This window comes from Roseibium sp. MMSF_3544 (genome assembly GCF_030732845.1).
Lineage (GTDB): Bacteria > Pseudomonadota > Alphaproteobacteria > Rhizobiales > Stappiaceae > Roseibium.
Map to the genome: position 1 here is coordinate 416,713 of NZ_JASHKA010000003.1, position 24,327 is coordinate 441,039.

Genomic DNA, 24,327 nt, shown 5'->3' on the forward strand with positions numbered 1-24,327 from the left:
TGTCTCTAACCCTGATTGATGACTGTGAGATTGGCTTCTATCAAAAGAAAGGCCAAGGTCTGCCTGTCGATTATAACCTGTCCGTCGACTTTGTAGCCTTTTCGTGTATCTGCGGCATGACCCGAGACTTCAAAGACCAGAGCCGATCTGGAGTTGATAGATGACATTCCGACAGGGGTGACGGTCAGGTCAATATTCAGCGGCTCGCCATTTGCCATTGTTTCCTGCGACCTGCCCAATGGTGTCGGCGCGTTTCCACCCGGCTGATAGACCTGGGGAGAGCGGGTTCTCAGGTAATCGTAGATGCAAGAATGCAGGGCATCGGGTTCCCGCTGCGCCGGTTTCCAGGTGGCCATTCAGTTCCTCGTCATTCTCCCGGTGGGATACCGGTTTTTGCTGATGATTGACGTGCTGCCGGGCACTCGGCAAAAGCGCCCGGCAAACCTGTTAAATAGATCTCGTCAGACAGCGCCGTCGCTGATCTGGAACACGATCCCAGATGATGTTTTTGTGCGATGGGCAACATTCTGGTTTGTCGACGTGACCGGGTTGGTCAACTCTCCGTTCGAGACAGCGCCGAGGATCACCGGCCGGTCCGGGTCCCCCTGAAGGAAGCCAAGCAGGACTTCGGTGTCCTTGGTCAATGTCGAATGCGAGCCGTAGCCATCGCCACCGCCATAGGGTTCCATTTTCCTGACGAAGTAACTGGCCAATCCGTTCAGGAGGCCGCTTTCCTCGTCAATGATCCGGACCTTGTAGCGCCCGTGATCATCCAGCTCCGCGCGCTTGCTGTCGGTCTCACCGTCGATAAAGCCGACCATGTAACCGCTGACAAGCGGTTTCGGTGTTCTGACCGGAGGACGATAGCCCTTGTCGAAGGGCACGCAGACGAAACTGTTCCGATAAGGTGAAGATTCTACATTGGAAGAGCTGAACCCGACCGGTGGCGTTATCGTGCAGGAATGCTTGACAGCAATGATGATGTATTGCCCGTCAAGATCGCTGACCGGATGATCTTTCAGACGGAAGAACACACCAGGGCGGAGGTTTGGAATGTTGCTTTCGCCCTGGAATTGCAACTGCTGACCTTCGAGCTGCTCCACGCGACGCTTGGCAATAAACTCGCCATCGGAGACCGTGGGATAATTCTCACCATAAAGAGTCATCACCCCTTGTCCCTCGTAGGACGCGCTGGCTGAAACAGACAGGGATACATTGGGCTTATTCTCGTTGTACTCCCTGAGCGCAACAGTTCCGCTTGCAGTTTTGTAGCAGGCGGTGAAAGACCATACTCCCATAGAGTCAGTCCCCAATACCTGGTTCTTGCTGCGATAGGGAAGTTCGTCGGGAATGTTGTCTCCGCTCAACTTGGTGAAGTGTTCCTTCTTGTCGCCAAAAATGACCTTCTCGCGGTCGCCGGAATGATCAAAAGCGTAGTAGATCCCGAACCGCTCACACATACGATTTATGAAATTCAAATCGTCTTCCTGGTACTGGAACACGAAGTCGAGTGTCGGATAGTCCGATGCTGTGAGCAGCATCTCGGATTGAATCTGGCGTGCGACCCGGTCGGACGACGTGCTGGACGAGGCCTTGTTCGCATCTGCGATTTCCGCCTGAATTATGTCGACAACCGTGACGTCCTTGTCTGTTCCATAGACCTGGTTCTGGGAGCTGTGCCGAAGGAGTGACAGTTCAGGCTCAATCCAAATCTCATAAACGAATTGCCGGTTATGTGTGGGCTCCAGTATTTTAATTACCGTCAAAATGCCGACAAACTTCATAGTCCAACCAGCTTGCTTGAATTCAAACTGCGTCGGCTTTGCAAGTATGTCGTCAACTTTAATCGTGCTTTCTGCAATGAACGTGACGACGATTTTGTAAGTGTCTCCCAACCGGTCATCCACCTGAAAACTCTCGACGTAGATGTCGTCTTCCGAAACATCCGGCATCGATAACGTCATTTGTGTCATTACCTGGTCAGCACTCATCGGGAATCCTCCTTGGGCTGGTCTTGCCGGTCTGCGCATTGCAAACGCAAGTTTTGCAGGAATTTCGTTACGCTTCTACAAAACTTGACATCCGGCTGTCTTGATATGCCCAACGTGGGTTGCACTCAGCGAGGGGTCAATTCACCGAATTCTGCACAGCAAGCCTTATTTACTTTGTATAAACTATGAATTTACGCGTTTTCAGCACCACATTGGCCATTTTCGCAAGTGAATTGCTCTGAAGATGAAAAATTTGTGACCTAAATCACACGTCAGACACGGGATTTATTGCGCACTCTACACAGAAGTGTGAAGAAAACTGCGCAGTGTCATATATTAACAGAGGTTAATATTGTCACTTAGTGTGTTGAATTCATGTGATTATTTTAAATTTCCCAAAACTGGCACGCCCGTTGCAATTCCCTTGGCATCGGCGCCAATCACAAAACCAAGGGCGTCCTAGACAGCGAACGAGAGTTCTTACGAACAAAAAAAGCCGAGGAGTTCAAAATGTCCAATATCGCATACATGACCATCAAAGGTGCCACCCAGGGCGACATCTCAGCTGACGCAACCACCGCAGACAGCATCGGCAACCTGTGGCAGGAAGGCAAGGAAAGCACTTGCCTGGTCTACGCCTTCGAACAGAACGCCGTTGTTCCGCGTGATCCGCAGTCCGGTACCGTGATCGCCGCCCGCCGTCACATGCCGACGACCTTCCAGAAGCCGGTCGACAAGGCAACCGCTCTTTTGTGGCAGGCACTGGCCACCGGTGAAGCCCTGGAAATCGAAGTTCACTTCTGGCGCACGGCGACAACTGGCGTTCAGGAGCACTACTACACGATCAAGTACGAAGACGCGGTCCTCGTTGACGGCAAGACCATGATCAAGGACGTCAACGACGAAGCCAATGCGTCCCGTGGCGACCTCGACGAGTTCTCCTTCACCTACCGCAAGTGTGAATGGACCCACGAAGTGGCAGGCACCAGCGCATCCGACGATTACCGCGCGACATCTTAATAGCCGTCGAAATTTCTGAAATAAGAGGGTCGTTCCGGAACTCCGGGACGGCTCTTTTTTTAGTTTTACAGATTTTTTTAACGGGACGCGGAGAACTATGCCTGCATAGTACTCTTGTCATGATATCGTATTAGCTAAATCACGATAATCGAACAACTTGCAGATGGGGCCAGCTCTTGATTGATCTCGATCTTCGCCGACTAATTGGACGTCTCAATACCTATTGCCGACGTTCCCTTGAAGCTGCCGCCGGGCTTGCAGTGACACGTGGTCACTACGAGGTCACGATTGAACACCTCCTGCATGTTTTCACGGACAGTGCTCAGCACGACCTGCAAAGCGCCTGCCGGTATTTCGAGATTGACCCGGCACCGCTCAAGAAGGCTCTGGACTCAACGCTGGAAAGCCTGAAACGCGGAAATCAGGGCCGTCCGGCCTTTTCGCCGCTGTTGATCGAATGGATTTCGGATGCATGGCTGGTCAGTTCCGTGGAACTGGAGCTGGACCAGGTTCGCTCCGGCAGCCTGCTGGCAACGATCTTCGCCAAGCCCAACCGATTCGGGGACGATCGCTGGCTCAGCCTCCTCGACGCCATGTCATTTGTCGAGCTGAAGAAGAATTTCCGCGACATTATCGACCAGTCCGAGGAGACCACGGCCGGACTGGCTGCGCTTCCGTCGGGTGAAGAGGGCGCCGCGAGCCGGTCCGTTGCCCCGGGAATGGATCCGGACAGCGCGCTCGCAAGGTTCTGCACCAATTTCACTCAGCTCGCGCGCGATGGAAAAATCGACCAGGTGTTCTGCCGCGACCGCGAGATCCAGCAGATGATCGATGTGCTCGGACGCCGCCGCAAGAACAACCCGATCTGCGTCGGTGAACCTGGCGTCGGTAAGACCGCAGTGGTCGAGGGCCTAGCCCGCAAGATCGCTGAAAACGACGTTCCGGACATGCTCAAGAATGTCGAGCTAATCGGTCTGGATCTCGGCATGCTTCAGGCAGGCGCTGGTGTGAAAGGCGAGTTCGAAAATCGCCTCAAAGGCATCATCGACGAAGTCAAATCGTCTGCAAAACCCATTATTCTGTTCATCGACGAAGCCCACATGCTGATCGGTGCCGGCGGATCGGCCGGAGGGGCTGATGCTGCGAACCTTCTGAAACCGGCGCTCGCGCGCGGCGAACTTCGGACTATCGCGGCAACGACGTGGAGTGAATACAAGAAATACATCGAGAAGGACCCGGCCCTGGAGCGCCGTTTCCAGCTGATCAAGCTGGACGAACCGAGCCCGGAACAGGCGATCACCATCATGCGCGGTCTGCGCGGGGCCTACGAGAAGAACCACGGCGTCTATATCCGGGACGATGCGGTTGTCGCAGCTGCCAAGCTCGGGGCGCGCTACATTTCGGGACGGCAACTGCCGGACAAGGCGGTGGATGTCCTTGATACGGCTTGCGCCCGCGTGAAGCTGTCTCTGTCTTCCAAACCGTTCGTCATCGAGCTTAAGGAAAAGCGGCTCGGGGAACTGCAGCGCGAACTCGACTCTCTCAAACGCGATCATGAAGCCGACTTTGCGTCTCATGACCTTGAGGTCTCGGAAATCGAAGCTGAAGTCGCGGCAGAAGAGACTGCGATCAACACGCTCTCCGACCGATGGAACCGGGAGAAAGAGCTTGTCGAACAACTGCTCAAGATCCGTCATGAACTCGGTCTGAGCCTGGAAGACGACGTTGCGCCTGAAGATACAGATGCGGAAGCGGACGACGGTGAGGTATCCGAGGACGCCGGAGCGGAGGGGGAAACGGCAGTCGAATCGGCCGATGACGCCGCTGCGATCAGCCCGGAAGACTATGCAAAGATCGCTGCCGATCTGAAGACCGTTCAGGAAGGCGATCCGCTGATCTCCTTTGAAGTTACGGAAGAAGCAGTCGGGCAGGTCATATCCGACTGGACCGGTGTTCCGCTCGGCCGCATGGTTCAGGATGATGCTGAATCCATTCTGGCGCTTGGCAACAATCTGAAAGGCCGCGTCATTGGTCAGGATCATGCCATCGAGGCGGTTGACCAGGCCCTGCGTACTGCCAAGGCGGGTGTCCAGAACCCCGATGCGCCGATGGGCGTTTTCCTGTTCGTCGGCCCCTCAGGTGTCGGTAAGACGGAACTTGCAACGGCAATTGCGGACCAGTTGTTCGGCGGAGAACGTTTCCTGATTTCCATCAACATGTCCGAATTCCAGGAAAAGCACACGGTTTCCAAGCTGGTGGGCTCGCCTCCAGGATATGTCGGCTACGGTGAAGGTGGTGTTCTGACCGAAGCGGTCCGCCAGCGTCCCTACTCTGTGGTGCTGCTCGACGAGGTCGAAAAAGCCGACCTTGAGGTCATGAACCTGTTTTACCAGGTCTTCGACAAGGGCATGCTATCGGATGGAGAGGGCCGCCTGATTGACTTCAAGAACACGATCGTCGTTCTGACAAGCAACCTTGCGACAGACGTTCTCACTGAAATGGGCAGTCTGCCGACGAAACCGAACGTCGATGAACTTGTTGCCGGTTGCCGTCCGATCTTGAGCGCGCACTTCAAGCCGGCGCTCCTCGCGCGCATGCAGATCGTGCCCTTCTATCCGCTTATCGGCGAACCGCTGGAGAAAATCGTGCGCCTGAAGCTGAACAAGATCGGCAAACGGCTTCGCGAGAATCAGAAGCTGGAGCTCCGCTATACCGACGAAGTGGTGCAGTCGATTGCTGCGCGCTGTACAGAGGTGGAAACCGGCGCCCGCAACATCGACCACATTATCAACCGTACCGTTCTGCCGGAGCTTTCAACAGAGCTTCTGACACAGATGGGTGCGGAAGACGCTGACTTCACAACGGTTGAAATCGGCTTGGGAGAAGGCGGCACGTTCAGCTATGCCCTCTCCTGAACAACCCGTTGCCACATCCTTGAGACGGTGCTGCCGCAGCGCCTCCGTCTCGGGTCTCCTGTCCAAGAAAGACGGTCTTTGAGGCAATGATACTAGGAGACTTGATTGAACTGACGGCAGCGATCACCGCGGGCGTCAAAGTCGAAGCGGTGATGGACCAGGTCGTTGAGTCCGCCCTGGACCTGACGGATGCCGAGGAGGCGTCGATCTTCACGCTCGACACTTTCGGACAGACGCTTCACCGCGCCTGTTCGCGGCATCGCGGCTACATAAAGGCCATGCCGACCGGCAAGCAAGTTATTCTCTACGGTCCGGACAAGCTGCCGAACATGCAGGAACCGGCTGCCTTCGTTGTCTCCACCGGTACGGCACTTAACCTTGCCGACATCAACAAGGTCATCGGTTACGATTTCGAGCGTATCCGGGAAGAGGACAAATTGGGCGGCCTCAAGACCCAGTCGCTGGTGATCCTGCCTCTGACCATCCAGGCCAATCGAACGATCGGAATCCTGCAAATCATCAATCCGGGAGCGTCTCAAAAGGCAATTGACGCCGTTGCAGAAGAGCCCTTGAAGGAATTGAAAAGCCTTGCCTCGCTTGCGGCGATCTACATGTGGAACTCCCGGCTCGTGGAAGACAACACGCGGCTGAAACGGCAATTCGACCGTTATCTGGCGGAGCTTCCAAAGCAGATGCGCAAGGAAGAACCCAAGAAGAAGGTGGTGGCGCAGCGCCCGAAGGGCCTGATCGGCGAGAGCCCTCCGATCGAACACGCCATCAAGCTGGTCGGAAAGGCAGCGCGTTCAACGGTTCCGATTCTCGTGCGCGGTGAAACAGGCACCGGCAAGGAGATGATGGCCAGCTTCATCCACATGTCGAGCGACCGCGCTGACAAACCCTTTGTCGTCCAGAACTGCGCCGCACTTCCCGAAGCGCTTTTGGAAAGCGAGCTTTTCGGTCATGTCAAAGGTGCCTTCACCGGTGCTAACGTCAACAAGCAGGGTCTTGCCCATGAGGCGAATAACGGGACCCTTTTTCTGGACGAGATCGGCGACATGCCGCTGGCGCTTCAGGCCAAGGTCCTGCGTCTGCTGCAGGAAGGCGAGGTCCGGCGCGTCGGCTCTACCAGAACGGAAAAGGTGGATGTGCGCATCGTTGGAGCGACGAACATCAATCTGGAAGAAAAAATCGAGGCCGGTGAATTCCGCCAGGATCTTTTTTACCGGCTGAACGTTTTTCCGATCAACCTGCCACCGCTCAGAGAACGCCCTTCGGACATTCCGCTTCTGATCGATTTCTTCCTCAGGGCGGCCGCCGCCGAATCCGGTACGCAAGTTCCCGTTCTCTCTTCAGAAGCGCTCGAAGCGCTGATGTGCTGGGGATATCCCGGCAATGTCCGGGAATTAAAGAACATTCTCGACCGGGCGCGGCTGATGGCCGAGGACGGATACCCCATCGAGCTGACGCATTTGCCGCCGGAACTGGCCGGAACGCAGCACGAACTCAACAATCGTGTCCCGACGCTCATTCCGGAAGGCGATCTGAAGACCATTGTCGGTCAATACGAAGCCATGGTGATAGAAGCAAAAATGCGCGAAGCAAACTGGAACAAAACAAATGCTGCGCGCATACTGAATGTTAGTCGCCGGACGATTATAGATAAACTCAACCGGTACAACATTACCCGTCCGGATGGTTTCGAACGCCCTTGAGCCGATGGAACCGTCGGCGCCATTGAGACAGAGGGCACACGCTTCTTGTCGACAGAAAGTGCAACAGCCGTACGCGCGATGATCAACGACTTCGTGTCGGGCCGTCTTTCCTATGAAAAACTGTCCAAACAGCTGCGCACTGAGGCTGTCCGCTCGCAAGACGCCCTGCATGAAGCTCATCAGGCAATTGGAGCATTTGTCGAGGAAGGGCGCCTGCCGCAGGACCTCGGCCAGATTCTTCTGAACCTGCTCCCGAACGCGCCAGCAGAAGCTGTGAACACGGCGCCGCTAAGTCCGGCTGCTGCCGATCCGGTTGACGATGCGGATCGCACCGCGCCCATGAACCTCGATGCGGACGGTTTCGAGGAGCCAACACTGCCCCATGCGATCGCACCGGACTGGCACGAAGATGATGCCTCTTCTCCTGGAAATGATGTCGACGCGCCCGCGCCCGAACCTCAAGTCACGCTTCCCCCGTTGCCCTTCCTGACCAATGAACCTGCCGAAGCCGGAGACGACATGCGCGGCAAGGTCGACGATGCGATCCTGACGTCGCTCGTATCCGGTTACTCGGATTTCCGCAGCAAGCGCAACGACGCGGATCAGCCCCAGTCTCGCCCGGCCGACGAAGGCAAGCTCGACAAGTTTCTGACCGACTTCAGAAGCGCACGGTTCCGTTCCGATGCCCGGCGCGCCTCGAGTGGGCGACAGACCGACGGACTGGACATCAACAAACTGGCCGTACCGGATGTCAAAAGAGCAGGTGTCGGGTCGATCCTGAGGGACAGGTTCATTCTCGATACGGAAATCGGTCGCGGCGGCATGGGATACGTTTATTCGGCCGTCGATCGCCGCCGGCTGGAAGCAGGCCACGATCAACCTTATGTCGCCGTGAAGCTTCTGAACGAAAGCTTCTACAACGATTCAGAAGCCCTTCGTTTGCTTGAGGCAGAAGCGCGCAAATCGCAGTCGCTCGCCCACCCCAACATCACCACCGTTTATGATTTCGACCGCGACAAGGCAGACGTCTTCATCGTCATGGAACTCTTGAACGGAATTCCCCTGGACCGGCGGCTCGGGCAGACCATGGGTCTGCCGCTGTCTCCGGGAGAATGTGCACGCATCCTCAAAGGAACCTGTGCCGGCCTGAGCTACGCCCACAGCCAGGGCGTCGTTCACTCTGACCTGAAACCGGGGAACATCTTTTTGTTGCAGGACGGGACGATCAAGCTTCTGGATTTCGGCCTGGCTGCAGCAGCCAGCGCCAGCGCCAACCATCCCATTCAGGACAGCTTGACCACCACCTATGCAAGCCCCGAGCAGTTTGAACGTGCGCCGCGCGATCCGCGTGATGACGTGTTTGCACTCGGGTGCGTCGCCTACCAGATCCTGTCGGGCCGGCATCCGTTCAACTCCCGCCCCATCGACGAAGCCGCCAGGGAAGGTCTTCAACCGGAACCCATGGAAGGTCTCGAGCCGCAGGCCTGGGCCACTCTCCGCAGCGCACTGGAGTTTGACCGGCAGCAGCGGCTGCCCGACGTCGACAGTTTCCTTGCCGGTCTGTTTGAAGAGCAACCGGAGCAGTAACAGATTTTCGGAAACGCCCTCAGGGCTTATTCAACTGAATCGACAATGGTTTCGATTGCTCGTGTGAAAATGTGATCGGGCTGAAGCGTGCGGATCAGTCCGGTGCTGCCGATCTGAATGAGATCGGTGGAGAGCGGCAGAACGGCGGCGACCGGGGTCCGGTAGTTTGAAAAGATCCGTTGTGACAGGTCGTTGAAATCAAATGTCTCAAGCGCCTTGTTGACGACCAGAAACAGCTGCGGAACCTCCAGCTTGCGCGCCAGTTCCAGTGTGACAGCTGTTCCCTGATAGTCCTGGATGTCCGGACGCAGAATTAAAAGGAGCGTGTCCGAGATTGCGATGGACAGCAACGTTTCCTCGTTGACGCCCGGATGGGTGTCAATCAGCAGGTAATCCAGATCGAGGCCGCCGCAGAGGTCGACGAAACCCCGGTTCAGATCCTCCACATCGTATTTTTCTTTCAGGATACGTGCGATTTCACCCGTCTTGATCGAAGACGGCACAAGGAAGACCCGCCCTCCGTCCGGCACCACGGGATTGCCCGCAGCGTCGATCACATTGGCGGTCACGTCCAGCGCCGTGTCCGTGACGGCACAATGGCCCCAAAGATAGTTGTTGAGCGTGTGCGTCACGCTGTTCAGATCAACCTTGAAGAGCGTGTGAATGCCCGGGGACTGAATATCCGTATCCACAATGCCGACGCGGTGCCCCCTCATTGCAAGGGCAGACGCGATATTTGCGGTAACGTTGGATTTTCCCGTTCCGCCACGATAGGAGTGCGTGGAAATTATCTTGGTCAAGTTGCTGTTCCGAGTGATCTATTCGGTGTTCTGGGGTCAGGACCCAGGGCTTCACGACTTGTATTTGGATCTGAGGTCCTTTGCCCGGGATTGCAGCGAGCGGAAGTAATCGGTGTCGGTGACTTCCTGAACTTCCATCTCCGCCTGCTTTTCGTCGTAGGTCACCTCAAACTTGTCGAGCCGGGTCTTCAGCTCCGCGTTTTCCTTGCGCAGTTTCGCCTCGGCCAATTCGAGCTGCCGTTTGGTCTCTGTCAACTCCTCGATCAACTGGCTTGAATGAAACTCGCGCGCTTCAACCTGCACCACCATGCCGGAGAATGTTTCGGCAAGTGCTCTAATGTCGGCGTCAACGCTGTCGTCGGTAATCACTCCGTACAGCTCCTCGACATCGTCAAAACGGCCGTTGGCGATCGCCTCGCATGTCCTCGCCAGGCTGGCCACGGCGGGATTCATTGATTGCGATGATGACATGCAAGATCTCCAGCAACGGGTATCAACTGTCCGGCATAACAGCTTGGCGGGTTAAAGCATGCCTTGCCGGACGGCCCAAGGGAATTGTGAAAGGCAGTTGCCACTTCGGACCTCCGTGCACTCGGCTGTGTGGACTTCAGTTCGATGCTGTCACCCCGGTCGGATTGGTCGGGCTGAGATACCGCCCTGAAATCCACCCCTGCCTGCCGGTGTCCGTGTCGCGCACATACACCCAATCGCCGTTCACCTGTGTCTGGCGAACTTCACGGCCCTTGTTGAAACGTTCGATCACATTGGCCTGCAAGCCGGCTTCCGTTCGAAAGGCAACCCTGTTGCCACTGACATAGAGCAAGGGACCCTGCGGTTCCTGCGAGGGAGGCAGGATAACGCGGGAAACCGGTGGCGCCGGATAGGCGGCCCGGGCAACGTCCTCCAGATAGGACCGGTCACGGAACTGGAAAAACAGCAAAGCCAGAACAAACAACCCGACCACGATGGCATATGGAACGAATCTCGGCATCTCGCGCCTTTTAAGGTTTCCTGCGAACCAGCATACCTACACACTTAAACATAGAGTTGAAGCGTCTTCTCCCGCTGATTTTATTCCTGTCGCCGCCACTTTCCAACACACCCTTTTCAGAAGACTGAAAAATTGCGGCCGCATCACTTCGCCCAGTCGGGCTCAGGAAATCCTAAACGCCAAATATTCAAGAAATGATGAGCGCGACGGGGTCAATTTCATCCCATTGACGTCTCAAGGCAGTTCGGCGGGTGCCGACCTCATGTTTTGCGGCGGTGCCGAGCCGGAAACCTGCCATTGTGAGCGACAACGGCCGTGACTGCGTGTTCTACCGAAACAGCAAACGGGGCGGGCTGCTGAAGGCAGCCCGCCCCTTTTTCGAAATAGTCGTTAAATTCGTATCGTCATCTCTTGGGGATGATGTTGTGCTCCGGGCCGAACGGGAAGCCGGTAATGTTTTCCGCGCCATCCTCGGTCACGATCAGGATGTCGTGCTCGCGGTATCCGCCGGCACCGGGATCGCCTTCCGGAATCATGATCATGGGCTCCATCGAGACGACCATGCCCGGCTGAAGAACTGTTTCAACATCCTCACGCAGTTCGACGGACGCCTCGCGGCCATAGTAGTGGCTCAATACTCCGAAGGAGTGGCCGTATCCGAAGCTGCGGTATTTCAAGAGGTCATGACTGCGGTAGATGTCATTGAGTTCGGATGCGATATCGCAACAGCGCGCCCCCGGCTGAATCAACTTGAGACCTTCCCGGTGCACATGGCAATTGATCTCCCAAAGACGCAGATGCTCATCAGACGCGTGTTCGCAGAAAAGCGTCCGTTCCAGGGCTGTGTAGTAGCCGAAGATCATCGGAAAGCAGTTGAGGCTCAGAATATCTCCGGCCTCGACGACCTTGTTGGTGACCGGGTTGTGAGCACCGTCGGTGTTTATGCCGGACTGGAACCAAGTCCAGGTGTCCATCAGTTCAACGAAAGGGAAGGAATTCGCGATTTCGCGGATCATCGCGTTCGTGGACGCAATCGCGACTTCATGCTCGGTAACTCCGGCCTGCACCGCGTTCACGAGCGCAGCTCCACCAACATCACAGATCCGCGCACCTTCCCGAATGAGGACGTGTTCTTCCGCGCTCTTGATCGTACGCTGCGCCATCGCGTCCGCTGCAACATCAACAAATTCAGTGCCGGGGAAGGCAGCTTCCAGCAATTTCATCAGGTCGAGTGACACATGATCGAATTCGATGCCCATGCGTTTGACGGAGGTGTTGGGCCAGCCGAGCAGTGTCTGAATGGCATGGAAATAGTTGTCGCGGCGCCAATCAGTATAGATCAGGGTTTCGCCATGGGTCCGGCGCCAGGGTTGGCCGCCATCGATCCCGGCCGCGATGGTTGTTGCCTTGTCCTGCGTGATCACAAGGCCGTATTTCCGGCCGAAGTAGCAATACAGGAAGCCGGAGTAATAGCAGATGTTGTGGTAGGAGGTCATGAGACAGGCGTCGATGCTGCGCTCGGCCATCAGCTGCCGCAGATTTGCCTGCCGCCGGTCCATTTCTTCCGGAGAAAACGGTGAGAAGGCTTTCTCGCCATTGTTCATTTCGTAAATGCGGATCATGTCGTCGCTCATGGAAGATCTCCTTTCTTGGATGCGATCCTATTCCGTCCTGTTTTCAGTTTCCCGGCCTAAAACGCAAAACGGGCCGGCTTCGAAAAGAAGCCGGCCCGCCAGGCCTAAAATCCAAATGTCTTGCTACCGGGAAGACCCTGGTCTTCCGCCCGGTGACTGGCGTTCCGCCACCGGCACGATCCGTGAGCAGCTGGGCTGATATCAGCCCGGTGTCAAACCTCTAAGCCTTTCAGAGCGCCTGCGCAAGAGTTCCAATACGGTCAGCAGTGCGATCGATATCGCGACCATGAGCGAGGCGACGGCCAGGATGGTCGGCGAGATCTGTTCACGCAGGCCGGTGAACATCTGCCAGGGCAGCGTCTTCTGACCGGCAGAACCGAGGAACAGGACCACGACCACTTCGTCGAACGACGTGATGAACGCGAAGAGAGCACCGGAGACCACGCCCGGGACGATCAGTGGCATCTGAACCTTGAAGAAGGTCGTGACCGGGTTGGCACCAAGGCTTGCGGAGGCGCGCACGAGAGAGCGGTCGAAGCCGACCAGCGTCGCGGTCACCGTGATAATGACGAAAGGTGTGCCCAGCGCCGCGTGAGCCAGCACGACACCCCAGTAGGTGCCCTGCAGACCGATGCGGGAATAGAAGAAATACATGCCTGCCGCAGAAATGATCAGCGGCACGATCATCGGAGAGATCAGGATCGCCATGATCGCCGGCTTGTATGGCACGTGCGACTGGGACAGGCCAACAGCCGCGATCGTTCCGAAGGCCGTCGCCAAAAGCGTTGCGACCGGCGCGATCAACACGGAGTTGACGAGCGCCTGCTGCCAGTCCGGATTGGTGAAGAAGTCGTTGTAGTGCTTGAAGGAGTAGCCCGCCGGATCGAACGACAGCATTTCCTTGGTGAAGGTGAAGAAGTCCTGCGCATTGAAGCTGAGCGGAAGGATCACCAGGATCGGGAAGATCAGGAAGAAGAAGATCAGCCCGCAGATGATCCGGAACGAATAGAACCACGTTCTTTGAAGCGGGGACGCATAGGGTGGTAGTGCGCTCATGTCGTCCTCCTATCCGAGCTTCACGTTGTCGATGCCGACGATCTTGTCGTAGACAACAAAGAGAACAAGAACCGCCACGAGCAGCAGGGTGCCGAGCGATGCGGCCAGTCCCCAGTTGAGCGACGACGAGATGTGATAGGCGATCCGGTTGGAGATGAAGATGCCGGACGTTCCGCCGACAAGCTCAGGCGTGATGTAGTAACCGATCGACAAGATGAAGACGAGAATGGCACCGGCGCCGATCCCCGGAACGCTCTGCGGGAAATAGACCCGCCAGAAGGCGGTCCAGTCATTCGCGCCAAGGCTTTTGGCCGCCCGCACGTAGCTGGGTGAAATGGTTTTCATGACCGAATAGAGCGGCAGGATCATGAACGGCAGCAGGATATGCGTCATCGCAATGATCGTGCCGGTCTGGTTGTTGATCATAACCAGGCGTCCCGCGTCATCGATCAACCGGGTCCAAACGAGGAAGTCGTTGATCACACCCTGTTGCTGAAGGAGTACCTTCCAGGCCGAGGTTCGAACCAGAAGACTGGTCCAGAACGGCAGCAACACGAGGATCATGAGCAGGTTGGAGGTTCGAAGCGGCAGGGACGCAAGCAGGAAGGCGATCGGGTAGCCGAGCAACAGGCAAGAGAGCGTGATCACGATCGACAGGAACAGGGTCCGCCCGAACAGGAACATGTAGATCTGCTCGTTTTCCGGCTTCATCTCGATGCCTTCCGGACCGCGCTGGGCGTCAAAGGCGTTGAGGAAATAACCGTCGGTATAACGAGGCGAAAACTGCTGCAGAACCTGCCACGTCTCAACCTCACCCCACTTCTTGTCCGCGCCGATGAACTGGTCCTTGAAAGGCCCGTCCTCATCCATGCGCTTGATGCGGCGGCCGGTCTTGCGGAACAAACTGGAGATCCCGCTTTGCTCATAGTTCAGACGGGAGCCGAGGCGGGTGTGCGTTTTCAGATCGACCGCGATGAGCATGTCGTCGTAAAGCGCGGCGTAAACCTCTTCGCCAGGAGCCTCGCCTGAGGACGAGTCCCATTTGTTGAGCTCGATGACCGTCTTTGGAAGCGTGTCAGCCACGATACTGTTTTCGACAGAACGGAACAGCATGTCGACAATCGGTGCCACAAAGGTGATCAGCACGAAAATCAGCAAGGGTGCGATCAACAGGAACGCGCGCAGCTTTTCGCGACGCAAGGCGCGCCTGAGCGCTGCTTTCAGCGGTTTGCCGTCCTGGGTCGTCAGAACCTGACCGTTGTCAGTGGTATCGCTCATGAAACAATCTTCCGGGTATCAAAAAATAGCCCGGGCGGTGGTTTCCGCCCGGGCCTGAGCCGATTGGCTTACTGTGCGAGCCAAGCCTGGAACTTGGCGTCGATGTCGTCGCGATAGTCCGCCCACCACTCGTAGTTATAGAGGAAGGTGTTCTTCGCGTTGTTCGGATCGGTCGGCATGTGCGGAGCCATGTCGATGCCGAGTGTTGCGTGCTGACCGACGAGCGGCGCAGAAGACTTACGGGCCGGGCCGTAGGAGATGAACTTCGCCTGATCTGCAAGACGCTGAGTGTCTGTCGCGAATTTGACGAGTTTCTTCACTTCTGCGAGGCGGTCTTCCGGCAGACCGGTCGGAATGATCCAACCGTCAAGGTCAAACACCTGCGCGTCCCAGAGCATCTTGACCGGCTGTTTCTGCTCTTCGATCAGGGCAAACAGACGTCCGTTATACGTGGAACCGATCACGACTTCCTTGTCGGCGAGCAGCTGCGGTGTTTCAGCACCAGCGGACCACCAGACAACGTTGTCCTTGATGGTATCGAGCTTCGCAAGAGCCTGTGCCTGACCTTCTTCGGTCTCAAGAACGTTGTAGACTTCTTCTTTCGGCACGCCGTCACACAGCAGAGCCCATTCCATGTTGTTGATCGGACGCTTTTCCAGGGACCGCTTGCCCGGGAACGTTTCCAGATCGAACACGTCACAGATCTGTGTCGGTTCCTTTCCGCCCCATTCGTCAACGTCGGAACGGAAGCCGAAAGTGGTGGAATAAACGATCTGCGGGATGAAGCAATCGGACACCAGAAGGTCACCGAAGTCTTCAGAGGCAGGCGTTCCGTCAGGCGCAGCGGCAAGGAGCTCGTCAGCGTCGATTTCCATTGCCAGACCTTCGTCGCAAAGACGGATCGCGTCAGAAGCAACCACGTCCACCAGGTCCCAGGTCACGTTGCCTGCCTCGTTCATGGCGCGCAGTTTTGCAACGGCCTCTGCGGAGGATTCGTCCCAGATCACGTTAATGCCGGGATTTTCTGCAATGTAAGGATCGGTATAGGCATTCTTCTGGGACGCCTGGTACGCACCGCCCCAGGAGACGAGCGTCAGGTCGGTAGCAAGTGCAGTGCTCGTGGCGAATGCCAGAGCAGTGCCTGCCAGAATTACAGTTTTGAGCTTCATGTGAGCTAGCTCCCTCTTTTAGGATTAAACGGATTTCTTTCCGTTGTTGTCGCGGGCAGCTCTGTGGAGCCACCGCACGAATTTAGGCAACAGCGTCGAGCGCTTTACAGTCATTCAGGGCCCAGCCGACCTGAACTGTTTCACCGACATGCAGCTTGCGCTTCTCTCCGCGGTTGCGAACCTTGACGATAAACTCGTCGTTTCCAGCCACGTTCATACGAACGCGGATGTGATCTCCCAAATAGATCAATTCCTCGATACGGCCATTGACGAGATTGTCCATGGTATCGTTGGTATCGAACTCGACACGCTCCGGACGCAGAGACAATGTCGTGCGTTCACCGACTTCCGACACGTTGACCCGGTCAGCCTTGAGCTGTGTACCATCGTCAAGCTCGACCAGACACTCTTCACCTTGAACACCGAGAACCTTGCCGTTCAGCTTGTTGTTTTCGCCGATGAACTGGGCCACGAAGGAGTTCTGGGGATCCTCGTAAAGATCATCGGGCGTCGATAGTTGCTGGATAACACCGTCATTGAAGACCGCGACGCGATCCGACATCGTCAGCGCTTCGGTCTGATCGTGTGTCACGTACACGACGGTGACGCCCAGATTTTCATGGATGTGCTTGATTTCGTACTGCATCTGCTCGCGCAGCTGCTTGTCGAGCGCGCCGAGCGGTTCGTCCATGAGTACAAGTTCCGGGTCGAACACGAGGGCGCGGGCGACCGCGACACGCTGCTGCTGACCACCGGACAACTGTGCGGGACGACGGTTTCCGAAAGCCCCAAGCTCGACCATGTCCAGCGCGCGCTGAACCTTTTGTTCCTGCTCGGATTTCGGGACGTTCCTGACCTGCAGCGGGAACGCAAGGTTTTCTGCGACCGACATGTGCGGGAACAGGGCGTAGTTCTGGAACACCATACCGATGCCGCGCTTGTGCGGCGGCACATTGTTGATCGGACGGTCATTCAGGTAGATTTCACCGTGCGTTGCCGGTTCGAAGCCTGCCAGCATCATCAGGCAGGTGGTCTTTCCGGATCCGGAAGGACCGAGCATTGTCAGAAACTCACCCGGGGGAATGTCTAGATTGAGGTTCTTTACGACGAGAGACTCCCCGTCATAGCTCTTTTGAACGCTGTCATACTTAACAGCAGCGCCCCTTATATTCGCCATTTTGTCCCCAAATCCGGTTCTATCATTATTATGGACAGCGTAACGTTTTCCTCAGGTAACACGCGTCACCTTTCAGATATTCGCCGGGACTGCCGCGGCTAGAAAAACAAAAAAGATGCATTTTTGAAAGGGGCTTGTGAAAAAAAATGGATATTTTTTATTCACCATGCGGCTGAATATTTTGCATCGCAGTATAATTGGGGAAAATCTACTCAAGACAAGCCTCCGGGAGGAAGGAATATCTTCTTTCCCGGGTAAAGCGCGGTTGGCGCAGGCTCGACCTTAGCGAAAAAGTAGCATCCGCAAACTGAGACAAATTTGTTCAGAAACGTCTGAAATTGCTCTTCAAGCGGCGCATGGACGCATTTGCGGTGAAGAGGCGTTTGACTAAAACACGGCGATCTTCGATGAAATGCAAGCCTTTCACCTGTCTTGAACCTTTTGACCGGTCTCCGTTACGCTCCCTGAAAAGGCTGGAATCACATTGTCCGAGACTGAAAACCACCAACCGCTTTTCCTGACGACAAAGGAAGTCGCCGATCTTTTGCGCGTCAAGGAGCGCAAGGTCTACGACCTTGCGGCCGCAAACGAAATCCCGCACCGCAGGATCACCGGGAAACTCCTGTTTCCGGCCGAGGCGATTCGCTCCTGGATTGGCGGAACGGAAGACGCAGCTACCGCAGACAGGCCGAACGTGCTGGCGGGATCCCACGACCCGCTGCTGGACTGGGCCATAAAAGCATCGAACTGCGGGCTGGCAACGCTCTGCAACGGCAGCAGAGACGGGTTGGATCAGTTCTCGTCCGGAAATGCCGCGCTTGCCGGTATCCATATGCCGGAAGATGACGGCTGGAACATTTCAGCGGTCTCCAATGCCGGGCTGACCGGCTGCGTTCTTCTCAACTGGGCTGTGCGCAAACGCGGACTGCTGGTTTCAGGCGATGCTGCCGACGACATCCGGTCCGTTGCAGATCTCGAAGGGCGTCGGGTGGCTTTGCGACAGCCCGGCGCCGGGACAGCGCTCCTTTTCGCAAGATTGCTTGGTGAAGCAGGACTGAGCGAAACCGATCTGGAATTGAGCAAGGACCAGGCCCATACCGAGAGCGATGCAGCAGCCGCCGTTGCCGCCGGGGACGTTGACGCAACGCTCGGCATCGAGGCAATGGCGCGGCAATTCAAGCTGACATTTCTACCGCTCGCCGACGAAAGTTTCGACCTGCTGATCGACCGCAAGTCCTACTTTACCGATCCGGTGCAGACGCTTTTCGGTTTCGCGCAAAAACCTGATCTTGAGGAAAAGGCAAAAACTCTCGGCGGTTACGATCTGCAGGGCCTTGGAACGGTCCGCTGGCTGTCCGCCTGAGCCATACGGAGTACATTGATGAGCGACATCCGACCGCATGAAATCATGGTGCCGACATCTGATCCAGACGATGCCCGGCTGCATTTCATCGGACGTATTCACACACCCTGGGACGACAGAAAGGATTGTCCGCGCCAGGGCAAGCAGGACGGGCCGGAGTGCCGGATCGAGGTTTTCGAGCCCTGGGTACCGGCGCTCAAGGGCATTGAAGATTACGACCAGATCGAGGTGCTTTACTGGCTCGACCGGTCACGACGGGACCTCGTGGTTCAAAACCCGGGACACAGCGACAAAACCTTCGGCACCTTTGCCCTGAGGTCGCCTGTCAGACCGAATCCGATCGGAACCATCGGCGCCAAGCTGATCAGGGTCGACGGCGCAAACCTGATCGTTCGCGGGCTCGACTGTCTGAACGGAACACCCCTGATCGATCTCAAGCCGGACCGCTGTGCCTTTACACCCAAGGCCGCTCCGAAGTAGCCGGGCAACCATTCCAATCAGGCACGTTCCCATTCTGTTTCGTCGGCTTGACAAGACCCACCCGGAATTGAACAGTCCCGGGCGATTTCGGGAGGATTTCATGCAGTCTGGATCAGAACGTGGCGGGACCGCTATCAATGATGTTGTGTCGATCGAACGGCAGGGGCCGCTCGCACTCATCGCCCTTGACAATCCGCCGGTAAACGCGGCCTCCCACGCGGTCCGTTCCGGCCTGTGGCAGGCGATAGAAGCCTTGCAAGCAGAGCCAGACACCAGGGTCATCGCCCTCTACGGCAAAGGACGCACCTTCATCGCAGGGGCCGACATCCGCGAATTTGGCAAACCGCCCAAAGATCCCTGGCTGCCGGACCTCTGCAACTTCATCGAGGATTGCGAGACGCCTGTGGTTTGCGTCCTTCATGGTACGACCCTTGGCGGTGGCCTGGAAGTCGCGCTTGCCAGCCACCTGCGCGTTGCCCTTCCAGGCACAAGGGTCGGCCTGCCTGAAGTCACTCTCGGCATTCTGCCAGGCGCAGGCGGTACGCAGCGTGCACCCCGGCTTGCCGGTGTCAGCGCCGCGCTGGACCTTATCACCAGCGGGAAACCTCTAGCGGTGGAAAAAGCACTTGAACACGGCCTGATCGACCGCATTGAGGACGGACTGCCCCGGGACGTTGCCCTCAGAGCGGCGCAAGCTGTTCTTGATGGACATGACAGAACCCGGCGAACACGCGACATTGCCGTCGAACCCGACGCCGAAGCATTCGAAGCGATGCGGGCAAAACTCAAGAAGACGCAACCGCTTCTGTTTTCACCGCACAAATGCGTCGACGCCGTCGCGGCCAGTCAGCTTCCGCTCAGCGAAGGCCTCAAGGAAGAGCGCCGTCTTTTCAACGAATGCATGGACAGTCCGCAGCGGGCGGGCCTGATCCACGCCTTCTTCGCCGAGCGTGCAGTCGCCAAGATCCCCGAAGCCTCGGCAAAGCCTCGCGACATCCAGAACATTGGCGTGATCGGTGGCGGTACGATGGGTTCAGGTATTGCAACCGCGGCGCTCCTGGCCGGCTTCAGCGTCACGATGACGGAGCGGGACCAGGCAGGCCTCGACCGCGGCACGGCCACGATCGGCAAAAACCTTGAGGGAGCCGTCAAGCGCGGAAAACTGAGCACTGAGGGGCGCGACGAGATCCTTTCGGCAAAGCTCTCAACGGCAACGGAACTTGACGCCCTTGCCGATGCGGACCTCATCATCGAGGCTGTCTTTGAGGACATGGACGTCAAGAAAGATATTTTCGGAACACTGGACAAGATCGCAAAACCGGGTGCGGTGCTTGCCTCCAATACGTCCTATCTCGACGTCAACGAGATCGCAGCTGCGACCGGTCGTCCGGAAGACGTCATCGGACTGCACTTCTTTTCGCCCGCACACATCATGCGTCTCATGGAAGTCGTCGTAGCCGAAAAGACGAGCGCAGACGCGGTCGCCACCGGCTTTGCCCTTGCCAAAAAGCTGAAGAAAATCGCAGTGCGTTCCGGCGTCTGTGACGGCTTCATCGGCAACCGGATCATGACCTTCTACAAGAAGGCGGCCGACTACATGATGATGGACGGTGCGTCTCCAGAGGAGATCGACAGGGCGATCACGGGTTTCGGCTTTGCCATGGGCCCGTACCAGGTTGCCGATCTTGCCGGGCTCGACATCAGCTGGGCCGCCAACAAGCGCCGCGCGGCGACGCGCCCCGCGGAGGAACGCTACATCCCGATCGCCGACGAGATCTGCGAAAAGGGCTGGTTCGGCCGCAAGACCGGACAGGGTTTTTATGTCTACGATGCAGACGGCACGCGCCCGAACCCGGAAGCGCTTGCGATCATCGACGAAGAGCGTGCCAGGGCAGGTGTCACACCGCGCACCTTTTCCGGCGACGAGATCGTCAGCCGTTTCGTGACGGCGATGATCCTGGAAGCAACGCGCGTCCTCGAAGAAGGTATTGCGCTGCGGCCGGTCGACATCGACGCGGTGTTCCTGTTCGGTTACGGCTTTCCCCGATTCCGCGGTGGCCCGATGCATACGGCCGACCAGATCGGCGCGGCGGAACTGGTGCGGCGGATCGAAACCTATGCGCAGGAAGACAGCTATTACTGGCAAGTTCCGGTCTTGCTGCGGAAGCTCGCCGAAGGGAGCGGCACGTTTGCTGAGATGAACGAGAGCTGAACCGGACGGCCCGGCTCATACAGTCACCGGGTTTTGCTTACGTAGCGTTTTGCAGGCATGATGGACCTCTTCATAAATTTTCGAGGTGCATCATGGCCAAGTACCTGCGTCTACGCAGCGGCGTCGCGCCGCTTATTTTGTTCGTTACTCTTGCGCTTTCATTGCCTGCTTCGGCACAAACCACTTTTCTCAATGACAAGAAATCATTCGACATCGCATGGACGACGCTGACCAGTGAGATCGGCGACAGCGACCTTCTGTGGCTGAGGGTCGAACCTGACAGTTTCTCGGTGATTGCCGCCACGGGGCGGGACGGGGAAGAGTTCAAACTCTGGTCTGTGCGACGCAACAGCCGCGATCCAGGTTCTGTGGACGAACTGCACGGGCCGATGCATATGGCCGACGGTCCAAAGTTTGTTGTCTCGCCGGAGCGTTTCACCCAGGCGGAGCTGCAAATTTCGAAGCTGTGGTCCATTTTGAGTGCCGCACCGGACAATCTGCCTACCAAAAAGCCGGGAAAAGTGACCGCAGCGGCGGCCTCACTCGGCCCGGTCCTCGGTCAGTCCCAATGGGGCGTGAAATGGAACATCTCGGTCAGAAGCGAGCGCGAACACGGCCAGGTTTACGCGCTCGCCGACGGCCGGTTCGACGGCGCGGACATCAGTCATACCGAGCGGGGCCGGTCGATGAATCTGCGGACCCAGTCAGACTGGCCGTTCGACGAAGCCGAAAACCGCTTTTCCGAGGTTATCGGTACGGGTGAGCATGTCTTTGAAATCAAGGTACTGACCCATGGCGTCGAAATCGATGCCGTGTCACCAACCGACCCGGGAGCGATTCAGGACTATCGCTGGAACGGCGGCAGCTTTCGGCGCGGGATCGGCGGCAGACCGGTTTCCATGTACACTCTGACGGGCCGCAGCCAGCCATTTTCCATCACGAAGAGCGGTCTCGCCCGCCTGCCACAGATCCTGGACGCTGCGCGCGCCGAGGCACCGGCCGGTTGGAGCCATATAGATCGCGTCGAGGCAACCAGACCGCCGCCAGCAGGCAAGGAATCCGGCGTCCTTTGGGAAATCAAGTTCCAGAATGCGTCCGGCGGGCGCGAAAATGTCGTGGTGCGCGTGCGCCCCGACGCCAGCATCTACTCAGTGGCGCTACCGGAAAGCCTTCGCACGTTTGACAGCTATCTGTCGATCAAGGGCATGTCGGAGGCATTCGTTCAATTTCAGGGCACGCTCGGCACGGATATTAAGTTCTTTGAAATGACGTTCCGTGAAGACCGTGCCAGCATTTTGCTGCCCGACCCCGAGGCCTCCGGCAACGTGGTGGAATACACACTTGGCAGCAGCGGTGTGTCGCGCGGCTTTTCGCGGCCGCGGATCATGGAAAACGACGCGGACCTGATCACATTCACGCAGGCGGCCGGGTTTCATCCCCAATTGATAACCGATGTTCCCGAGATGCTGCTCAAGGCCTTCAAGGTCGAGAATGCAGAAGTGTTCATGATCAAGCTTTGGAACGGCGCACCGTTTTACAAGGACCCGAACGGCGCTCTGTTTCTGCAAATGCGCGTTGGCGTTCCGCCACAGCACAACAACAGCGGACACGCGGTTTTTCGATATGACGGCGAATATGTCGACGGAGGGCGCTAGCGATTTGTATTGCCCTTCCCGGTCATGCCATGGCTTGACCATGGCATCCATGCCGTTCCCTTTCCGTTTTTGCCGATGTTTTTCACTCGCTCGCGTAAGGGCATGGATTGCCAGATCAAGTCTGGCAATGACCCCATCGGGACTTGTTGCAAATTCGCCGGTTTCCTGCCGCCTGGCCGCGATGAGTGTCGCGCACACGGTGGCACAAGATAACGTCATCCCTCAGTGGCAATTCGCCGCCTTCAGACCGCCTGCCGCATACTCAGGAACACTCGCCCCAAGCCGCAAGCCCAGTTCCGGGTTGGACGCGTTGCCGTCGAGGGCGCGTTTCTTGACGCCCTGCAGGATCGCGCCCATGCGGAAGAAGGCGAAGGCGAGGTAGAAGCCGAAGTCCGGAATTCCGGTGAGCCGAGCGCGTTCGCAATAGGCATCGATGAAAGCCTGATCCTCCGGAATGCCGAGCCGTGTCCGATCGACCCCGGCCAAGCCTCTTCCTTCGGTGCCTGGCGGGCGCTGCCACTGCATGATCAAAGCGGCCAAATCGGCGAAGGGATGGCCGATCGTGGAAAGCTCCCAGTCGAGCACAGCGACGCAAGCGGGCCCGTTTTCGGCGAAAAGCAGATTATCGATGCGATAGTCGCCGTGTACCAGCGTTCTCCTGCCGTCATCGTTGGGGACATTTTCGTCCAGCCACGCGATCAGCGCGTCCATGTCGGCAATGGTTTCCGTTTCACTCGCTCGATACTGGCGCGTCCAGCGGTCGATCTGGCGGCGATAGTAATTGCCGTCCGGACCGAAATCCGAGAGCCCGCTCACCTCAAGGTCCACCCCGTGAATGGCAGCCAGAACTCTGTTCATCTGATCGTAGATACCAGCGCGCGTCTCGGTGTTTAAGTCCGGCAGCCTCGGGTCGTCGAAATTCCGCCCCTTCACCAGTTCCATGACATAGAACGCGGATCCGATCACGGTATCGTCCTCGCAAAGAACATGCATTTTCGCGACAGGAACATCTGATCCGGCGAGTGCTTTCTGGACCCTGAACTCGCGCTCGACCGCGTGCGCCGACTTCAGAAGAACACCCGGCGGTTTTCGGCGCAGGACATAGTCGCCTGATGCCGACATCAACTGGAAAGTCGGATTGGACTGACCACGATTGAATTTTTCAACGCGCGCTGGTCCCTTGAATTCGGCAAGGTTCTGTTCCAGCCAACTGGTAAGACGCTCCAGATCGAGATCAGTGGTGCCGGTCATTTGTTCACATCACCCGACCAACAACCTCATCCTGAG

The 24,327-nt window shown here is 57.2% G+C and carries 19 protein-coding genes; 8 read left to right on the top strand and 11 right to left on the bottom strand.

From position 1 onward, the window contains the following. Nucleotides 1-5: 5 nt before the first annotated feature. Together RBB47_RS06615 and RBB47_RS06620 are read right to left on the bottom strand one after the other, a co-directional pair. Nucleotides 6-356: a hypothetical protein gene (locus RBB47_RS06615; protein ID WP_305984962.1), complete on the bottom strand. Its 351-nt coding sequence runs from the start codon at nucleotides 354-356 to the stop codon at nucleotides 6-8. Nucleotides 357-461: 105 nt separating this feature from the next. Next, complete coding sequence (locus RBB47_RS06620) at nucleotides 462-1,991, bottom strand: type VI secretion system Vgr family protein (RefSeq protein ID WP_305984963.1); 1,530 nt, start codon at nucleotides 1,989-1,991, stop codon at nucleotides 462-464. 510 nt (nucleotides 1,992-2,501) lie between these two features. Here RBB47_RS06620 and RBB47_RS06625 point away from each other — a divergent pair. From RBB47_RS06625 to RBB47_RS06640, 4 genes are all read left to right on the top strand, one after another. Continuing rightward, nucleotides 2,502-3,011: an Hcp family type VI secretion system effector gene (locus RBB47_RS06625; protein WP_305984964.1), complete on the top strand. Its 510-nt coding sequence runs from the start codon at nucleotides 2,502-2,504 to the stop codon at nucleotides 3,009-3,011. A gap of 176 nt (nucleotides 3,012-3,187) precedes the next feature. Next, nucleotides 3,188-5,926 carry a type VI secretion system ATPase TssH gene (tssH, locus tag RBB47_RS06630; protein ID WP_305984965.1) on the top strand — a complete coding sequence of 913 codons (2,739 nt, stop codon included), beginning with the start codon at nucleotides 3,188-3,190 and terminating at the stop codon, nucleotides 5,924-5,926. A gap of 101 nt (nucleotides 5,927-6,027) precedes the next feature. After that, nucleotides 6,028-7,638, top strand: a complete 1,611-nt coding sequence (locus RBB47_RS06635; RefSeq protein WP_305984966.1) for a sigma 54-interacting transcriptional regulator — start codon at nucleotides 6,028-6,030, stop codon at nucleotides 7,636-7,638. 45 nt (nucleotides 7,639-7,683) lie between these two features. Beyond that, on the top strand, nucleotides 7,684-9,225 hold the full coding sequence (locus RBB47_RS06640; protein ID WP_305984967.1) for a serine/threonine-protein kinase: 1,542 nt from the start codon (nucleotides 7,684-7,686) through the stop codon (nucleotides 9,223-9,225). Between the two features lie 26 nt (nucleotides 9,226-9,251). Here RBB47_RS06640 and RBB47_RS06645 read toward each other — a convergent pair whose 3' ends face one another. From RBB47_RS06645 to RBB47_RS06680, 8 genes are all read right to left on the bottom strand, one after another. Then, nucleotides 9,252-10,025 carry a MinD/ParA family protein gene (locus tag RBB47_RS06645; protein WP_305984968.1) on the bottom strand — a complete coding sequence of 258 codons (774 nt, stop codon included), beginning with the start codon at nucleotides 10,023-10,025 and terminating at the stop codon, nucleotides 9,252-9,254. A 51-nt stretch (nucleotides 10,026-10,076) separates the two neighbouring features. Further along, the gene (locus RBB47_RS06650) at nucleotides 10,077-10,496 is read right to left on the bottom strand and encodes a hypothetical protein (protein ID WP_305984969.1); all 420 of its coding nucleotides are present in this window, start codon (nucleotides 10,494-10,496) and stop codon (nucleotides 10,077-10,079) included. Nucleotides 10,497-10,632: 136 nt separating this feature from the next. Further along, a complete protein-coding gene (locus RBB47_RS06655; protein WP_305984970.1) occupies nucleotides 10,633-11,016 on the bottom strand; it encodes an SH3 domain-containing protein in 384 nt (127 codons plus the stop codon). Nucleotides 11,017-11,420: 404 nt separating this feature from the next. Beyond that, complete coding sequence (locus tag RBB47_RS06660) at nucleotides 11,421-12,650, bottom strand: M24 family metallopeptidase (RefSeq protein WP_305984971.1); 1,230 nt, start codon at nucleotides 12,648-12,650, stop codon at nucleotides 11,421-11,423. Between the two features lie 201 nt (nucleotides 12,651-12,851). Next, on the bottom strand, nucleotides 12,852-13,706 hold the full coding sequence (locus RBB47_RS06665; RefSeq protein ID WP_305984972.1) for an ABC transporter permease: 855 nt from the start codon (nucleotides 13,704-13,706) through the stop codon (nucleotides 12,852-12,854). 9 nt (nucleotides 13,707-13,715) lie between these two features. Beyond that, nucleotides 13,716-14,984 (bottom strand): ABC transporter permease, encoded by a 1,269-nt coding sequence (locus tag RBB47_RS06670; RefSeq protein WP_305984973.1) that lies wholly within the window; start codon nucleotides 14,982-14,984, stop codon nucleotides 13,716-13,718. Nucleotides 14,985-15,052: 68 nt separating this feature from the next. After that, nucleotides 15,053-16,153, bottom strand: a complete 1,101-nt coding sequence (locus RBB47_RS06675) for an extracellular solute-binding protein (RefSeq protein ID WP_305984974.1) — start codon at nucleotides 16,151-16,153, stop codon at nucleotides 15,053-15,055. Between the two features lie 82 nt (nucleotides 16,154-16,235). Beyond that, nucleotides 16,236-17,330, bottom strand: a complete 1,095-nt coding sequence (locus tag RBB47_RS06680; RefSeq protein ID WP_305984975.1) for an ABC transporter ATP-binding protein — start codon at nucleotides 17,328-17,330, stop codon at nucleotides 16,236-16,238. A 484-nt stretch (nucleotides 17,331-17,814) separates the two neighbouring features. Between RBB47_RS06680 and RBB47_RS06685 the strand changes: the two genes are divergently transcribed. From RBB47_RS06685 to RBB47_RS06700, 4 genes are all read left to right on the top strand, one after another. Next, on the top strand, nucleotides 17,815-18,693 hold the full coding sequence (locus tag RBB47_RS06685) for a helix-turn-helix transcriptional regulator (RefSeq protein WP_305984976.1): 879 nt from the start codon (nucleotides 17,815-17,817) through the stop codon (nucleotides 18,691-18,693). Nucleotides 18,694-18,711: 18 nt separating this feature from the next. Beyond that, nucleotides 18,712-19,173 (top strand): tRNA (N6-threonylcarbamoyladenosine(37)-N6)-methyltransferase TrmO, encoded by a 462-nt coding sequence (tsaA, locus tag RBB47_RS06690; RefSeq protein WP_305984977.1) that lies wholly within the window; start codon nucleotides 18,712-18,714, stop codon nucleotides 19,171-19,173. A 100-nt stretch (nucleotides 19,174-19,273) separates the two neighbouring features. After that, the gene (locus RBB47_RS06695; protein ID WP_305984978.1) at nucleotides 19,274-21,385 is read left to right on the top strand and encodes a 3-hydroxyacyl-CoA dehydrogenase NAD-binding domain-containing protein; all 2,112 of its coding nucleotides are present in this window, start codon (nucleotides 19,274-19,276) and stop codon (nucleotides 21,383-21,385) included. Nucleotides 21,386-21,477: 92 nt separating this feature from the next. Further along, nucleotides 21,478-23,040 carry a hypothetical protein gene (locus RBB47_RS06700; protein ID WP_305984979.1) on the top strand — a complete coding sequence of 521 codons (1,563 nt, stop codon included), beginning with the start codon at nucleotides 21,478-21,480 and terminating at the stop codon, nucleotides 23,038-23,040. A gap of 222 nt (nucleotides 23,041-23,262) precedes the next feature. Here RBB47_RS06700 and RBB47_RS06705 read toward each other — a convergent pair whose 3' ends face one another. Continuing rightward, on the bottom strand, nucleotides 23,263-24,291 hold the full coding sequence (locus RBB47_RS06705; RefSeq protein WP_305984980.1) for a phosphotransferase family protein: 1,029 nt from the start codon (nucleotides 24,289-24,291) through the stop codon (nucleotides 23,263-23,265). Nucleotides 24,292-24,327: the final 36 nt, after the last annotated feature.